The sequence below is a fragment of the Nostoc sp. ChiQUE01b genome (genome assembly GCF_034531255.1).
GTDB lineage: Bacteria > Cyanobacteriota > Cyanobacteriia > Cyanobacteriales > Nostocaceae > Nostoc.
The window spans coordinates 1-17566 of the sequence record NZ_JAVRBM010000103.1 but is presented as its reverse complement, the minus strand read 5'-3'; the positions used below and the strand labels follow the sequence as shown (position 1 = coordinate 17566).

Below are 17566 nucleotides of genomic sequence, written 5' to 3'. Positions count from 1 at the left end.
GCATGACTAACAGCATTATTGAATTCCTTGATCGCCTGAGCAACTTGAATATTAACCTAGAGGCCAATGGCGATCGCTTGCGCTGTCATGCACCTGAAGGGGTGTTAACTCCAACGCTACTTCAGGAAATAACTGGGCGTAAAACAGAAATTATACTGTTTTTACAGCAAGCAAAGCAGGTTAAAACTTCTCATCAGTTGCCGATTCAAAGAGTGCCACGGGACGGTGAACTTCCCCTATCTTTTGCACAGCAGCGGCTCTGGTTTTTGCACCAGCTTTCACCCGATAGTCGTTCTTATAATATGCTGTTGATTCTGCGGCTAGATGGGTCGCTCAATATAGTTGCACTAGAGCAGAGCATGGGTGAACTCGTTTGCCGCCACGAGGTCTTAAGAACAACTTTTCCCACAGTAGACGGAAAACCTGTTCAGCGAATTGCCCCTCCTACTGCCTTAACTTTACCAGTCTATGATTTGCAGGCGTTGTCAGCCAAGGAACAAACTGACCGTATTCGGCAAATGGCTAATTCTCAGGCATCTCAGCCTTTCGATCTAGCTGTTGGGCCATTAATACAACTTACTCTACTCCAACTGAATACTCAGGAGTATGTACTGCTGTTGAAGATGCACCACATTATCTATGATGGCTGGTCTTTGAACATCTTTTTTGGTGAGTTATCAATAGCTTATGCAGCTTTCATTCAAGGATTGCCCAATCCACTAGCCCAACTGCCTATCCAATACGCTGACTTTGCCTTTTGGCAACGCCAGTGGCTGACTGGCGAAGTCTTGGAACGCCAACTGAATTACTGGCAACAACAGTTAGCAGGTGCCCCTGGCCTACTAGAACTGCCTACTGATAAACCACGTCCCCCAATGCAGACCTTCCGAGGTGGAGTTAAGCGTTTTCGACTGGATCGCGACCTCACGCAACGCCTCAAGCAACTGAGCCAGAAGTCAGACGCAACATTGTTTATGACCCTACTGGCAGCTTTTTTAGTCTTGCTCTGTCGTTACAGTGGTCAGTCAGATATTGTTGTTGGCTCCCCAATTGCTAACCGCAACAACAAGAGCGTCGAGCAGCTCATGGGTTTTTTTGCTAATACCCTAGCATTAAGGGGCGATCTCTCTGGCAACCCAAGCTTTGCTGACTTTTTAGCGCAAGTGCGGCAAACCACGTTGTCAGCATACGCCCACCAGGAGTTGCCTTTTGAGATGTTGGTGGAAAAGCTACAGCCAGAACGAGATTTGAGTCGTAATCCTCTGGTGCAGGTGATGTTTGCCCTCCAGAATACCTCACTGTCTTTTGGAGATTTGCCTGGTTTAATTATCCAAAATATGTCCTTGCCAGTTGATGAAATGGTCAAGTTTGACCTGGAAGTTAACTACTGGGAAGATTCATCCGGTCTTGAGGGTGTTTGGAGTTACAGTGCTGATTTATTTGATGCGGCTACAATTACTCGCATAGCCCAAAATTTTCAAACTCTATTACAAGCAATTGTTACCAATCCCAAAGCGAGAATTTTAGAATTACCACTGTTGACTACCGCAGAACGTCATCAATTGTTGGTGGAGTGGAACAACACTCAAGTAGACTATTCCCACGATAAATGTATCCATCAGTTGTTTGAGGAACAGGCACAACGCACCCCCCATGCGGTAGCAGTAGTGTATGAAAATGAACAATTGACTTACCAGCAATTAAATTGTCGCGCAAACCAATTGGCGCACTACTTGCGGTCTTTGGGTGTTGGTCCTGAGGTGCTGGTGGGCATTTGTGTGGAACGTTCTTTAGAAATGGTTGTGGGACTGTTGGGCATTCTCAAGGCGGGTGGAGCTTATGTACCACTTGACCCAGAGTATCCAACTGAACGTTTGCACTTTATGCTTGAAGATGCTCAAGTTAAAGTACTGCTGACCCAGCAGCAATTCGTTGACAAACTGCCCCCAAATCAAGCAAACCAAGTATTTTTAGATACTGATGCTCAAATGATTTCTCAGTATAGCCAGGAGAATGTCCTTACTGCTAACAAAGCTAGGGACTTGGCTTATGTGATTTATACTTCTGGTTCTACGGGGCAGCCGAAGGGAGTATTAATTGCCCATGATGCACTGCTAAATCTCGTATTCTGGCATCAAAGAACTTTTGAAATCACCTCAAGTGACAAAGCCACTCAGTTAGCTTCAATAGCATTTGATGCTGCTGTATGGGAATTGTGGCCTTACCTAACCATCGGAGCCAGTATTTATTTACTCAAGCCAGGAATCATTGCATCCCGGGTGGATTTGCAAGATTGGTTGAAATCGAAAAATGTCACCATTAGTTTTCTACCAACACCAGTAGCAGAGCAATTATTGTCTCTGGAATGGACAGAAAATACAGTCTTGCGAACTGTACTAACTGGGGGAGATAAACTTCATCGATATCCATCAAATTTACTCCCTTTCCAGGTCGTGAATAACTATGGCCCAACTGAAAATACTGTTGTCGCAACTTCAGGCATAGTAGTTTGTGATGGACGAGATCATAAGATTTCACCATTTATAGGTCGTCCCATAGCTAACACACAAATCTACATTTTAGACAAGTATCTACAGCCGGTACCGATTGGTGTGTCAGGAGAATTGCATATTGCTGGTGATTCCTTAGCGCGAGGTTATCTTAACCGGGCAGAGTTAACACAACAAAAATTCATTACTAATCCCTTTAGCGATGAGCCGCATTCCCGGCTTTATAAAACTGGGGATTTAGCACGCTATTTACCTGATGGCAATATTGAATACTTGGGGCGCATCGACAATCAGGTAAAAATTCGCGGCTTCCGAATTGAATTAGGCGAGATAGAAGCAGTACTTCACCAACACCCATCAGTTAACTCAGTTGTCGTTACAGCAACAGTTGACACTCTTGGGGAGCAACGCTTAGTCGCCTACATCGTGCCAAAAAACCAGTCAGCACTTACAATTAGCGAGTTGCGGCAATTGCTGAAAACAAAGCTGCCAAATTACATGATACCAAATGCTTTTGTTATGCTCGAGTCCTTGCCATTGACACCCAATGGCAAAGTAAACCGCAAAGCACTGCCCGCACCAGATTTTCAACAAGCGTTGTCAGCAACTTACGTGGCACCCCAAACTGAACTAGAACAAACAATTGCTAGAGTTTGGCAGCAAGTATTACACCAAGAAAAAGTGGGAATATATGACAACTTTTTTGATTTAGGTGGTCATTCATTACTGATAGCCCAGGTTCATAACCAGTTGCAACATCTGCTTCCCAAAAAGGTATTAATAGTAGAACTGTTTCAGTATTCCACTATCAATTCTTTAGCAAACTATTTAACTCAGCCGCCACCAGAAAACACCGCTTTTAAGCAAAGCCACCAACAAGTTAATCAGCAAAAAGAGGCAATAAATCGGCATAAGCAACGTAGGCAACGTCAGGAGCAAAAATAATGGAGAAATTTGAAAGGTTCGATTCTCAAGAAGTCATTGCTATTATTGGGATGTCAGGTCGATTTCCTGGGGCAAAAAATGTAGAAGAATTTTGGTACAACCTACGAAATGGTGTAGAATCTATCAAGTTCTTCTCACAAGATGAACTGGAATCAGCAGGTATTGCAAAAGAAGTGGTTCGGCACTCTCAATATGTCAAAGCCAACGGTATTATCGACAATATTGAATGGTTTGATGCAGCATTCTTTGGCATGAATCCAACAGAAGCTAAAATCACAGACCCACAACAGCGTCTTTTTTTAGAATGTGCATGGGAGGCATTAGAGCAAGCAGGTTATGAGCCGGAAACCTACTTTGGTTCTATAGGAGTTTATGCTGGAACTGGAGGATTCAACACCTACTTTTTGAATAACCTTTATGCCAATCCTGAGTTAAGAAAATCTGTTGGGGATTATCAAATGATGATTGCTAATGATAGCAATCTCTTATCGACACGAGTTTCTTACAAGTTAAATCTGACTGGACCAAGTGTCACGATTCAAACAGCTTGCTCGACATCATTAGTCGCAATTTCTATGGCTTGCCGAAGCTTGTTAAATTATGAATGCGATCTGGCTCTGGCAGGTGGGGTTTCAGTGCGAGTTCCCCAAAAAACGGGGTATTTCTACCAAGAGGGCATGATTGCTTCTCCTGATGGTCACTGTCGCGCCTTTGATGCTAAAGCACAAGGAACTGTGGGTGGTAACGGTGTCGGAATTGTGGTTCTCAAAAGATTAGAGGAGGCAATTGCAGATAGAGATTACATTCATGCTGTCGTCAAAGGCTGTGGGATTAACAATGACGGTGCAAAAAAAGTTGGCTTAACCGCACCGAGTGTGGATGGACAAGCGGCAGTCATTTCCCAAGCTCTAGCTTTTGCTGAAGTTGAACCAGAAACCATCACTTATATAGAAGCCCACGGAACAGCAACCCCTATGGGTGACCCTATAGAAATTGCGGCCCTCACACAGGTTTTCTCACACTACACTCAAAAGAAAAGTTTCTGTGCCTTGGGTTCAGTAAAAACCAACATCGGACATCTCGATTCGGCAGCGGGTGTTGCTGGTTTAATCAAAACTGTTTGTGCGCTCAAACATAAGTTAATACCACCGAGCCTGCATTTTGAGGAACCATCACCAGAGATTGATTTCGCCAACAGCCCGTTCTATGTCAATACCAAACTTTCTGAATGGAATATTCAGGGAACTGCGCGCCGTGCAGGAGTAAGTTCCTTTGGCGTTGGTGGTACAAATGCCCATGTTATTCTCGAAGAAGCTCCGGTTGTTCAAACCTTTGGACAATCACGACCTTGGCAATTGCTCATGCTCTCAGCAAAAACCGATTCTGCACTTGAGAGTGCAACGGTGAATTTGGTGGAGCACTTGAAGGAGCATCCCAAGCTTAACCTGGCTGATGTTGCTTACACCCTAAGTAAAGGTCGAAAGGCTTTTGACTATCGACGGATATTGGTTTGTCGGACTCAAGAAGATGCGATCGCTGCACTCTCAACTAATGAGCCACAATGGGTTTTGACCAACTTTCAAGAATCCGTAAAGCGAAGAGTCGTATTTATGTTTTCTGGACAGGGAGCGCAGTACGTCAATATGGCGTTAGAACTCTACCAAGTAGAGCCGACATTTAGGCATCATATTGATGTAGGGGCAGAAATCCTCAAGCCGTATCTGGGATTGGACTTGCGCCATATACTGTATCCGCAAAAACCTCACCTTGAAGAAGCAACAGAGCAACTCAAGCAGACTGCCATAACGCAACCAGCACTGTTTATCATTGAGTACGCCTTAGCTCAGTTGTGGATGTCCTGGGGAATACATCCTCAAGCCATGATTGGTCACAGTATTGGCGAATATGTCGCCGCCTGTCTTGCTGGTGTGTTCTCTCTAGAAGATGCTTTGTCGTTGGTAGCAAAACGAGGGCAACTTATGCAGCAATTGCCCCCAGGGGCTATGCTTGCGGTTCCTCTACAAGAAAAACAACTGCAACCGCTTTTGGGCGAGCAACTGTCCTTGGCTCTAATTAACGGACCTGCTAATTGTGTCGTTTCAGGTACTACAGAGGCTGTAAAGGCATTGCAACTCAAGTTAATAGCACAAGGCTTGGAGTGTCGCTTTTTACACACCTCCCATGCTTTCCATTCCCACATGATGGAGCCGATTTTGGCACCATTCACTCTGGCGGTAAAAAATACCAATCTCAAACCGCCTCAAATTCCTTACCTGTCCAATGTCACTGGTACGTGGATAACAGCAGAACAAGCCACAAATCCCAACTATTGGGCGCAGCATCTACGACATGAAGTGCGCTTTGCAGATGGCTTGCAACAATTGTTAAAACAACCAGAGCAAATCTTGTTAGAAATTGGATCGGGTCGAATATTAACGACATTAGCAAAACAAAATCCAGAGAAAGCCCCAGAGCAAATTGTCCTCTCTTCCTTACGCCATCCCCAGGACGAACACTCAGATGTTGCTTTCCTATTAACAACCTTAGGCAAACTCTGGCTGGCTGGTGTACAGGTGAATTGGTCAGAATTTTTTGCTCATGAGCAACGCCAACGTCTTCCTTTACCAACTTATCCATTTGAGCGTCAGCCTTACTGGATTGATGCTCCAGGGATTCCCCAACCGACACAATTCTCATCTTTACAAAATACTGAACTCACCCAAAAACGAGAACCAATACATTTGCGACCCAATTTACACAATGCTTATGTTGCTTCCACAAATGAAGTACAGCAAAGCCTGGCTGAGATTTGGCAACAATTCCTTGGGATTGGCCACATTGGCATCCATGATGACTTCTTTGAATTGGGCGGGGACTCTCTACAAGCAGTTCAGCTTCTTTCCCTGTTAAGTCAGACCTTTCAAAAGTCCTTGTCTCCCCATAGCTTACTGCAAGCTCCTACTATCACCGCGTTAGCGCAGCTCATTCAACAGACGCCATCAGAATCTCAGACTTCCACCCATCCACAAACAGAGTCTGCACCTTCATTGCTAGTGGAGATTCAGAAGGGATGCTACGAGCAACCATTATTCCTAGTACATCCTGTGGGTGGACACGTCTACACCTACCGCGATTTAGCACGTTGTCTTGGTTCAGACCAGACAGTTTATGGCATACAATCCCCCGCAGTGGATGGACACACAGAGCCATTGACCAAAGTTGAGGACATTGCGACTCAGTACATTCAACAGTTACGTGTTCTCCAGCCGCAAGGACCATATTTTCTGGGAGGTTCTTCCTTTGGCGGTACAGTTGCCTTTGAAATGGCACAGCAACTACATATCCAAGGTCTTGAGGTAGCATTGTTGGCTCTGATCGATACCCCAGGTCCCGGTCAAATGCCAGTGTTTTTAGAAGAAGATGAAACTACAATCCTGGTTTACATACTCAGTGTTGGTTTAAATATTCCTATAACAGTCGAGCACCTACAGCAAATGACCTCTGACGAGCAATTCCTCTACTTTTTGGAGCAGATGAAGATGACTGATGCTGGAATAGTGCCTAATTTTGGTCTCCCAGAATTACGCCATGAACTCAAGCTTTTCAATGTTTATGTGAAAGCAATGCGAAACTATGTACCGCAAACTTATTCCGGTCAAGTCGTTTTCTTCCTAGCTACAGAACGGGACGCATACAATGCTCAAAGTCCAGAGTTGCCTTGGTTGGAGCTAGCAACTTCTGGGGTCAAGGTTATACCAGTGCCTGGAAATCATATCACTATGCATAATCTTCCCCACGTGCAAGTTTTAGCCGAAAAGTTACGCCTGAAACTTGATGAGGCAAGGCAGTTAATTCAGTACTCAGGAGATAAGCAAGAAAAATCATAACTATGTAACAAAATATAAAATTGTGAATTTCGCTTGTAGTTGCGCTGTCTTGCCTGCGGCACGCCTAACGGCGAACGCGCTCAGCCCAATTACGAACTAAGAATGATTTATTGACGCCGAGCTACATCAGGAGATGAAAATGCTATTACATGAACAACAACAAAAAAATCAAAATTTATCGACTTTAGACCCCTTGTTTGAAATATTTAATGGATTCGCCAAATCACAGGCAATTTTTGTTGCAGCGAAACTAGGGATTGCAGATATTTTGAAGAATGGAGCTAAGAGTGGCAATGAATTAGCCCAAGCCACAGGAGTCAATCAACTTTTTCTTGAGCATTTGATGCGGATGCTGGTCAGCGTTGATCTGTTTTCTGTGGATGAGTACAACAATTTTACATTAAACCCCCTGGGAAAACGTCTCATGACTGGCACTTCTGATTCTCTCAGAAGTACAATACTGGCAACAACACAGATATTTTATCCCTTATGGGGAAACCTGCTACATACTGCTACGACTAGTGAAAGTGCTGTTCAACAAACTTTTCAAACCAGTTTGTATGGTTACTTAGCACAAAATCCTGAGTTGGCAAATCATTTCAACGAGTTCATGGAAGAGACGACAAGAGAATGGCTTTTGCCGCTTCTGGAAGCTTATGACTTTTCCAAAGTTGAAACAATTGTAGATGTCGGAGGTAGTACTGGCAGCTTAATTGCCGTTATTCTTAAGGCGAATACCAAATTACAAGGCATCTTATTTGACCAGGAAGATGTCGTTGCAGGTGCAGGAAAAGTTTTGTCAGCCGCAGGAGTTGCTGACCGTTGTCAAATCATTGGCGGCAACTTCTTTGATTCTATTCCCAAAGGTGGCAATCTTTATTTAATTTCGCGAGTTTTACTGAATTGGGACGATAGTCAAGCTCTGAAAATTCTAACGAACTGCTACCAAGCTATGACACTTGACGATCAGCTATTGATTGTTGATACTGTCATGTCAACAGATAATGCGTCACCCTTCCTCAGCTTTTCCACTATCAACTTATTTTTAACTGGTGCTTCTTTGATGCGGACGGAAGATGAATTCCGAAATTTATTGTCAACAGCAGGTTTTCAGGTCATAGAGATGAGCCAAACAAAAAGTTTCTTCAGTTTAATTGAAGCGAGAATTAAACCTTAACGAGTGACAACATAGCTACAAAGCCTGCTTCTACTCGCACTTCACCAAAGAAGAATACATGCGTCAGTCGCCAGGAGTCAGAATGAACTCCTGTGCGACTGGTGGATGAATAATGGTCTGAAGCCCCCGATTTTAACCCTGTTTTGTCAGTTTGGGAGAAGCCTATTGCTGAAAGCCGTTTAGTCTGCGCTTGATAACCGATTTCGCCCCACTACAGTGTAAGCGTGTTCAATCGAATAAGTTCACTAGAAGTCTTGGTTGCTATAGCCAAGACTTCTTTTAAATATTTAGCGATGTTTAGCCCTGTTAGAGTCGATGGGCGGATAATACCGCCCATCGACTCTAACAAGGTTAAATACGCAGCGATCATGCTAATCAATCTCAAAATTGTAGTATTTGTATTATACATACTTGTCACTGTAATTATAAGATGAGCAATTATGAAAGCATAAGTTGAGCAACAGATTGCTGGAAACAGTATTAATTTCGTCAAGAGTAACTAGCAAATATAGGGGTCTTGAAAGTATAAGTTGAGCAAAAATAAGATTGAGAAAGTATAAGTTGAGCAAACATTTTCAACACTTCGTTCATAAATATACAGCGTTGTGATGAGATCAACAGTAGGAGAGACGAATGATCGCAACAGTCTCTCCTCAACCAAAATTATGCTTGACAAGCAAGAATTTAACAACTGGTGCCGTCAACAAGACCTCAGTCAAGCAGCGCAGGCAATAATTGAGGAGATTCGTAGCGCCAACCCATCTCGTCGAGTAACCGGGGCAAGAAAAAACGTATGTGGCAGTTACCCCTCAAGAAAAATGGGAGTGACTATTCAATTCGAGAGCCATCATAACGAATTAGCGCGTATTTATGAACTAGAACATGACCCATACGTACTGGAATATTACGACCAACCGCCAGCAATAGAATTAGTCTATCAAAGCAAAAACGGGCGAAAAAATAGACACCAGTATACACCCGATTTCTTTATAATTCGGACAGATTCAGCTGTTTGGGAGGAATGCAAAACAGAACTTGAACTCAACAAGTTGACTGAATTGAATCCGAATCGCTATTGCAAAAACTTAGATGGCAAGTGGCATTGTCCCCCAGGTGAAGAATACGCTCATCGTCATGGTTTGGACTTTCACGTATGGTCAAATGCTCTGATTAATTGGAACTGCCAACAAAATCTAATTTGGCTATCAGATTATTTTGGATACTCATCAGGAATTCTCGACGAAACCGAGCAAAGTTTAATTTTAGACACAGTAAAAAATCATTTAGCAATAACCCTGGCAGAACTGTTACAAATTGAAGAAATAAATCCCGATGTAATTTATTGGTTAATTGCCACCGATAAACTTTATGTAGAACTTAATAAAGTCAAACTCTCGCAACCAGAAACAGTACTCGTATTTATTAACAAAGATGTTGCTTTATCTTATGAGCAACTTAACTCAATAGAGTCAAAAACTCAAGATAGTAATCAAATATTACTCCAAATAGCAGTAGGTACTAATATTTCTTGGGATGGAGAGTCATGGGAGATAGTAAATACTGGGACGACTGCTACTGGATTATTACGTGCAGATGGCAAATTTATAGAACTACCAAATGTAGCATTCACAGGATTGATTGATACAGGTAAAATTGTAGGAGTTGAGACAAAACAAACCGCACTGGGATTTTTGCTACGAACGCAGTTTCGGTTGTGTCGGTATTCTCAAAGATTGGTTATCTCAAGCATTGGCAACGGCATTACTGGAGGGAGCTAAAACTCTCACTCTGTCACATTTAAAATCTTCTGCTTACTCTCATGAACAATGCATAATTATCGTCAATGAAACAAGATTGGGAGAAAAGCAACTTGAGTTCACCTCGGATAGTTCGGCTTTGAGAATTGCTTTGGGTTTGGAATCTCATCAGGTGTCAGTTACACATAGCACATCCCAGACAACCAAAACTCAATCTCGTCGTTCTGCTACTGGTAACACTAAACCTCAACGTCGTCCTGTTGGAGGTGGTGAAAATGTCGGTTGAAAGTTTGGCTAATTATGAGTCTTGGGACTTAACAATAAACCAACTTCCAAAACGCAGTCATCTTTACTCTCTTCAACCAATAGGTTTTGGTACACCCACAGTTGAAAGTTTTACTAGTTACTTACAGCGCTTGGCTGCTGCACATGGTGTCTCGATTGCTAGTTTAATTCGCTATAAAATTACGCCGTTATTTATCCAGAGCCACCAACCACCCAATTTCTTGAAAGCTGATGATGCTATCAAAATGCTCATCAATGCTTGGCATCGAGAGCCTGCACTTTTACAACAGCAGTCTGCTAAATTTTGGTTAGACCGAACGCAACATGTCTTCAAAGTGGTTGCTATCGTCGAGAAATTAACTGCTAGGCAGGATCTGAGTTTTCTGACTTTACTTCAATGGCATTCCTGGCGACTTAACTTCAATCATATTTTCCATACTGAACAACGTTGGTGTCCTGGTTGCTATCAAGACTGGCGTGAAGCGGGAAAACCTATCTATATCCCTTTGTTGTGGACAATAGAAGCTGTCAGTGTTTGTCCAGTTCACCAACGTTACCTGCAACTGCGATGCTTGTACTGTGGTTGTTTTCAACCATTTCTCAATTTGGAATGCCATTGTCTTGGCTATTGTTGTGCGTGTAATGCATGGCTCGGTCGGTTTTTCGACAATACTGCTAAATCTCAGGGGTCTCGGTTTGATTGGGAAAAGTGGGCTGCTCAATCTGTCGGCCAGATTTTCGCTGCTATGCCAACACCTAGTGAGAGTTCTTTTTCTCCAGAACCTCAAAAGTTCAAATATCCGCGAAAACCTACTCTCACTAGGTTTTTAAGGTGGTGTTACAAGCTAGGAATTAACCCACATGAGGGTTTGCAAATTCTCTCGATTATACCGAGTGTACTCAGTTGAACCCAGACCAGAGTTACTCGACGGTGCTTCCCTTATCTAAGTAAGCATAAATTGAGCAACCCGGTTTGAAACCATAAAGTGAGCAATTTGCTCATCTTATGCTTACAGTGACAATACTACTCTTACCCTGCAACACAAAATAAAATACCCTTATCTTTTATCCGATATAAACTACGATAATTATATACTGAAAATGACCTCCTCTATTTTAGTATGTATTTATACTTTAATATCGGCAATCAAGGGCAGCGATCGCACTTCTTAAGTACGTTTTCAAAAGCATTCGGGCTTTGTTAAATCAAAGCAGAAAATTTCATATAGTAGACCTCTTGCATAAATCAAAAATAAAGAACCCCACGCCGTATTTGAATACAGCAAACGCTTCCCTAAGAGCTTGTGGGGAGGGGTTGGGGGTGGGGTGTTAGGGACTTTTGCAAGAGGTCTAGTCTGCGAATTGACTATTTGGCTTAAACCCTTGCCTCACAATCCAACAATTATAATTCTTTATTTCTCTTGAATTCCCTATTCTAAAAACCGAACTATTTTCCTCGATTCCCCCTGTTCGTTGTCAGGTAATCCATCTATTTAATTGACTATTTATACTTAATTGTTCGACCCAATTGTTTTTTAGCGATGTCTGCGGCGGGCTGCGCCTACGCCTCTAGCTGAAAAACTAGTTATTTTGTACTACATTTTGAATTCCAAAATCGGGGTTAATGCTCTATTTATTTCAAAATGAGAATTGCTGATTGCTATATGCAATAATCAAGAAATTTATTAGTGACTTTTTTAACAAGCTATTATATGATGTGTACTGTTGGTGCTTATATTGTTAATAGCTGCATCAAAACATACCGATTTCAGTAGTATTTTATTTTATAAGATTAGAGGGTGTTCTAAGTGACGTATCTTCTATCTGCTCTTTGTTTAATCTCTACTTCAGCAGGCTTAGGTAAAATATGATTCTTTAATTTCAAGTCTACATAAATACCGCAAATAGCAGCATAGCTACTGACCCTTAGCAAAGCCTGAATTTATTACAAATATTTTATATAAGTGCCTACGTAATATTACTAGATAACGGCAACCTATTGCCATTATCCAGGCATATCTGATTTACAAGCTGCTCTTCCATATAGCGTAAAGAAAGCTTGCTTTCCGTTCTGGACATAGATTCAGCTATTTCATCTTTGTAATTTTTGATTACCCGAATGGAGAGTAAAATGCTAACGTTCTATCTTTTACAAGAGCAGAAAAAGTATGTAGAAGAATTCATGAATAAAGTTTCTCGCTCTTTCGCTTTGGTAACTCCTTGTTTGGAAGAGCCGTTAGATGCTTTCATGTCTACTGCTTATCTAATTTTTCGTGTAGCTGACAACATTGAAGATTGCCAACAGCCCTTTGAGTGGCAACAGACTCGCTTTGTTGAGTTTAAGCAACTCCTACAGGAACCAGCTTTAGCTTCAAAGATTTTATCTAGCTGGTCGCTTGAGGATTGGACGGGACTTAATCCTGACGAAACACAATTAATGTCTTTGGAAAGTGGACTAATGCTGTGGCAAATTTACGCACTCTTACCAGATGTGGTTAAAGAGATTATTCGCCGTTGGGTTTGTACTATGGTTGAAGGCATAGAACAATTGCTGGATAACCAACAGGAACCTTTCGTAGTCATCCGCAATGGAGTGCGTATCCTAGCTGAAGAAAATGATTATAGGCGCTATTGTTACTTTGCAGCTGGTACTGTTGGTCAAATGGGTACAGAGTTAGCTATAGACCATTACCGATTTAGTACAGACATTGCTAAAAGTCTGCTGGCCCATAGTGGAACCTGCGGTCAAGCTCTGCAAAGAACCAACATTGTTAAAGATTTTCCTGAAGACCTAGCGAATGGTATATGCTATTTACCCAATGTATGGATGCAAGAAGTTGATGACTTGCCATTATTACTAAAAGGTGCGCCAAAAGATTGGACGCAAAAGGTTTTAAACAATGTCATGGCAGAGATAAATAATTCTGTCTCTTACGTGATGCATATACCTTATGAAGCAGTAGGATATCGTCTAGCTAGCTTAATGTGCTTACTTCCTGCTTATCAAACGCTACTGTCAGCAGCACAGCAGCATGACAAACTATTTACCCCAAATCATCAAGTAAAAATCTCCCGCAGTTGTTTCTCAAAGTGCATGGATGATGCCAAACTCATGGTGCGCGATAACAATGCACTACTAGAATATAGCCAAAAACTACAAACGGCTGTAGAAGAAGCTTTTGGATAAAAAAAGCGAACTTGCTTGGAGTAGTGTTGCAGATGTGTTTGAAGCGCAATCCAAGATTTATTCTTGAGTAGTTTTAGGTGCAGGAAAAATAATGTCAGAAATTCCTAATCGAAAGAAAATCGCTATCTTGGGGGGCGGTATGGCTTCCCTAACTACAGCATTTGAGTTAACGAATCAACCAGACTGGCAGGAAAAATACGATATCACCCTCTATCAAATGGGATGGCGTTTGGGTGGAAAAGGAGCAAGTGGACGCAATCTAAATGCCCAAGATCGAATTGAGGAACATGGCTTACACATCTTCATGGGATCTTACGAAAATACTTTTAAAGTTATGCGTCAGTGCTATGAAGAATTAGGGCGAAATCCTAAAATGCCACTTGCAACATGGCAAGAAGCTTTTAAGCCACATAACTTCATAGTTGTTCCAGAATATATTAATAAACAGTGGATTCCTTGGCCGTTTGATTTTCCAATCAATGATTCATTACCAGGAGAAGGAAGCGAAGTACCTTCAATTTGGGGACATCTGTGCTTGCTCATAGAGTTCATGGTGAATCAATTTGAGAGTTCATCTTATTCACTCAATACTTTGGTGAATGATGAAGAACCAAATTATCAAATGAATGAAATCCCTCTCTGGTTAACATCTTTACTGAAAGAGATGCAAATTGAGCCGGATACTCAAATTTTACCTAGAGAAATTTCCTTCTTGCATATTGCCCAGAAGTTAGTTCAGAAAATACCTCAAGATCCTTTGATGCACCAAGCGGTACAACACCAAGCTCTACTTTGGCTGCTAGGAAAATTCAAAAACTGGCTTTTTGAGAGCGTTGAAGAAATAATAGAGACACACCATAAATTTCGTCGGCTTTGGATAATTGTAGACTTGGCTTACACCATAGTTCGCGGTGTAATTGTTGATGGTCTTATGTTTCAGGGTTTGGATGTAATTGATGACTATGACATTCAAGAGTGGCTAGCTAAACATGGTGCTACTAAATATAGTATTAATTCGCCATTGGTGCGAGGTCTTTACGATCTTGTTTTTAGCTACGAGAATGGTAACGTAGAATGCCCTAATTTAGCCGCAGGAATAGGATTACGTTTCTCTCTCCGTATGCAACTATCCTACAAAGGTGCATTTTTTTGGAAAATGCAAGCGGGAATGGGGGATACAATTTTTGCCCCACTTTACGAAGTACTCAAAAAACGTGGTGTTAAATTTGAATTTTTTCATCGTGTCAAAAACTTAGTTTTGTCCGATAATCAGCAAGCGATCGCTAAAATTCAGATTAGTCGCCAAGTCACACTGAAAAATGCTGTTTATGAACCACTTATTGATGTTAAAGATTTACTCTGCTGGCCTAGTACTCCTCTTTACGACCAGATAGTAGAAGGAGAAAAACTCAAAACTCAAAACATTAATTTAGAATCTAGCTGGACACAGTGGACAGACGTTGAGGAAATCACACTCAATGTTGGACAAGATTTTGATTTAGTGTTGCTAGGTATTTCTTTAGGAGCATTAAGATCCATCTGTCCAGAACTAATTCAAGCTCGTCAAGAATGGCAGGAGATGATAGAAAAAGTTAAGACTGTACAGACTCAGGCACTTCAAACTTGGTTAAAGCCAGATTTAAAAGAACTAGGTTGGATAATGCCTAGTCCTGTAGTCGATGCTTATGCACATCCTCTTAACACTTGGGCGGATATGAGCCATCTCAACATCCGAGAAAGCTGGAATTCAGAAGATTTTCCGGGTAGTATCGCTTATTTTTGTGGGCCGTTAGCAGAGACTAAAGAAATTCCCTCCTTTGCGGATGATGAGTTTCCAGATCGAGAAATGAATCGAGTCAAAGTAGACGCGATTCATTGGTTTAAGGAAAATATTTCTACTTTGTGGCCGAAAATTACCTTGTCTGAGAATTCAAAAGAGATTGACTGGAAGCTACTTGTAGATCCCAAAAAAAGTTATGGCTTAAAAAGATTTGATTCTCAATTTTGGCGGGCAAATATTGAGCCTTCAGAACGTTACGTATTAGCTTTAAAAGGAAGTACTAAATATCGGTTAAAAGCTAATAACTCAGGATTTAGTAACCTTTACTTAGCTGGTGACTGGACTCGTAATGGTATTAATATTGGTAGTATTGAAGCAACAGTTACCTCTGGGATGCAGGCATCTAGGGCAATTTCGGGATATCCACAAAAAATAGTCGGTGAATCAGATATTTAGGAGCGATCAATGAACATCAATAACTATGAGCAATTGTTAAAGACTGGCTTTCATATAGCTATGGGAGCAGCAAATTCTGTGTTTGAAGTAGTTAGCAATCCCCAAAAATTGCAAGAAAATTTAAGTAGACCTCCGCAGTCTGTCGAACAATTACTTCAAGAATTAGCTATCAAAGGTGAAAAAACTGAGCAAGAAATTAACAATTTTACTAAACAATTTTTTCCAGTTACTAATCCTTCTGCAACCTATCCTAAATACATTCCACATCCCAATGAGCAATGTTTTACTCAACCATATCACCTCAAAAATACTAGTATTTATGGGTTTTTATTGGAAGGTTCTTTAGACAAATTACAGCAGCTATGTGACAAATACTTTAACGAACCTGCTGGAGGGAAAGTCCAGTACCGTCCAGCTACAGAATATGTTTTACTGACAGTTGCAACTATAGATTCACTAGCTTCGAGGGAAAAACCTGATAGCGAAAAAGGTTACTGCCTTGAAGAGGAAGCAATCTTTTGGGTCATCGCTGTGGCTGGAAAACAAGTAGGGGAAACTTTTACTGGAGAGCGCCTTGTTTGTTATATGCCTTATATTCTTGTCAATGATTCACCTATCCTAGTTGCAGGGCGCGAAGTCTATGGCATCTGTAAAGAGATTGGTTATTTTCAAATTCCTTATCCTGAACAGGAGCCAGAATTATTCACTGTAGATACTCTAGTATGGAAAGACTTTAGCTCACAAACAAAGGCTCAAAAGAAACGACTGCTGGAAGTGTTACGAATAGATAAGGGACAACAAAATGGGGCGAGTCAAACACTAAACAATCTTGATGAGCTAATGCCAGAACTCAGAAAATTGATTTTCCAACACCGAGGAAATCTTGAAATACCTGGTTGGAGTTGGTCTTTACCATTGAGTATTATCGAGTCACTGACTTATCAATCAGTTACTGGTGTCTGTCTCAAACAGTTCCGTGATGTAGAAGATGGTACTCGTGCTTGTTATCAAGCAATCATTGAAGTTTTAATGAAAATGTCTAAATATCATGGGGGAAAAATCCTCAGTTCAGGTGATGTGGGCGGTAAGTATGAAGTGAAATTTTACGATGCTGCTAGCCATCCCATAGTTGAAGAACTAGGATTACAAGGGGTTCGCTCTGAAGCAGGCTCGGTCAGTGTACCAGTAAAGCTGGCTTACTGGCTGAATTTTGATTTCACTGTTGAGAATGGTACTGTGATTTGGAAAGCTGATTAATACCATTTCTCTAAAATCTTGAGATATGTAGATTTACCGTAGGGGCGCAAAGCTAGCTGTGCGCCCCTACCAACGTATTTATATCTTAAAGTGAAATAGTATGCGGTTCTCGGCGTTGCTGAATCCAAGTATGAATTTGAGCGATCACATAATTCATACTTGGATTCAGCAACGCCAAACTTACTGTGTTGTAAAACCACCATCAATCGCAAAAGATTGTCCAGTAATAAAGCTAGCTGCATCTGAACAAAGCCATATAACGCTCTTTGCTATCGGGACTTAAACAAAAATTAAGCCCAAATAAAGCCCAAACTGGCTTTGTAAG

At 41.5% G+C, this 17566-nt stretch carries 10 protein-coding genes; 9 read left to right on the top strand and 1 reads right to left on the bottom strand.

What is annotated here, in order from left to right:
• Nucleotides 1-2 precede the first annotated feature (2 nt).
• The 9 genes from RMY63_RS36570 (at nt 3) to RMY63_RS36530 (ending at nt 17241) form a co-directional block, all read left to right on the top strand.
• A complete protein-coding gene (locus tag RMY63_RS36570; RefSeq protein ID WP_322733384.1) occupies nt 3-3455 on the top strand; it encodes an amino acid adenylation domain-containing protein in 3453 nt (1150 codons plus the stop codon).
• The gene (locus RMY63_RS36565; RefSeq protein WP_322733383.1) at nt 3455-7342 is read left to right on the top strand and encodes a beta-ketoacyl synthase N-terminal-like domain-containing protein; all 3888 of its coding nucleotides are present in this window, start codon (nt 3455-3457) and stop codon (nt 7340-7342) included. Before RMY63_RS36570 ends, RMY63_RS36565 begins: the two co-directional genes overlap by 1 nt.
• A 139-nt stretch (nt 7343-7481) precedes the next feature.
• Nucleotides 7482-8519 (top strand): methyltransferase, encoded by a 1038-nt coding sequence (locus RMY63_RS36560; RefSeq protein WP_322733382.1) that lies wholly within the window; start codon nt 7482-7484, stop codon nt 8517-8519.
• Nucleotides 8520-9127: 608 nt separating this feature from the next.
• The gene (locus RMY63_RS36555) at nt 9128-10297 is read left to right on the top strand and encodes a TnsA endonuclease N-terminal domain-containing protein (protein WP_322733390.1); all 1170 of its coding nucleotides are present in this window, start codon (nt 9128-9130) and stop codon (nt 10295-10297) included.
• Nucleotides 10269-10562 carry a hypothetical protein gene (locus tag RMY63_RS36550; RefSeq protein WP_322733381.1) on the top strand — a complete coding sequence of 98 codons (294 nt, stop codon included), beginning with the start codon at nt 10269-10271 and terminating at the stop codon, nt 10560-10562. Before RMY63_RS36555 ends, RMY63_RS36550 begins: the two co-directional genes overlap by 29 nt.
• Nucleotides 10552-11469 carry a TniQ family protein gene (locus tag RMY63_RS36545; protein ID WP_322733380.1) on the top strand — a complete coding sequence of 306 codons (918 nt, stop codon included), beginning with the start codon at nt 10552-10554 and terminating at the stop codon, nt 11467-11469. Before RMY63_RS36550 ends, RMY63_RS36545 begins: the two co-directional genes overlap by 11 nt.
• 1223 nt (nt 11470-12692) lie before the next feature.
• Nucleotides 12693-13748, top strand: a complete 1056-nt coding sequence (locus RMY63_RS36540; protein ID WP_322733379.1) for a phytoene/squalene synthase family protein — start codon at nt 12693-12695, stop codon at nt 13746-13748.
• A gap of 91 nt (nt 13749-13839) precedes the next feature.
• Nucleotides 13840-15984 (top strand): NAD(P)-binding protein, encoded by a 2145-nt coding sequence (locus tag RMY63_RS36535; protein WP_322733378.1) that lies wholly within the window; start codon nt 13840-13842, stop codon nt 15982-15984.
• Between the two features lie 9 nt (nt 15985-15993).
• The gene (locus RMY63_RS36530; protein ID WP_322733377.1) at nt 15994-17241 is read left to right on the top strand and encodes a hypothetical protein; all 1248 of its coding nucleotides are present in this window, start codon (nt 15994-15996) and stop codon (nt 17239-17241) included.
• A gap of 180 nt (nt 17242-17421) precedes the next feature.
• On the opposite strand, the gene RMY63_RS36525 is transcribed toward RMY63_RS36530, so the two are convergent.
• Nucleotides 17422-17514: an SDR family oxidoreductase gene (locus RMY63_RS36525; protein ID WP_322733389.1), complete on the bottom strand. Its 93-nt coding sequence runs from the start codon at nt 17512-17514 to the stop codon at nt 17422-17424.
• Nucleotides 17515-17566 lie beyond the last annotated feature (52 nt).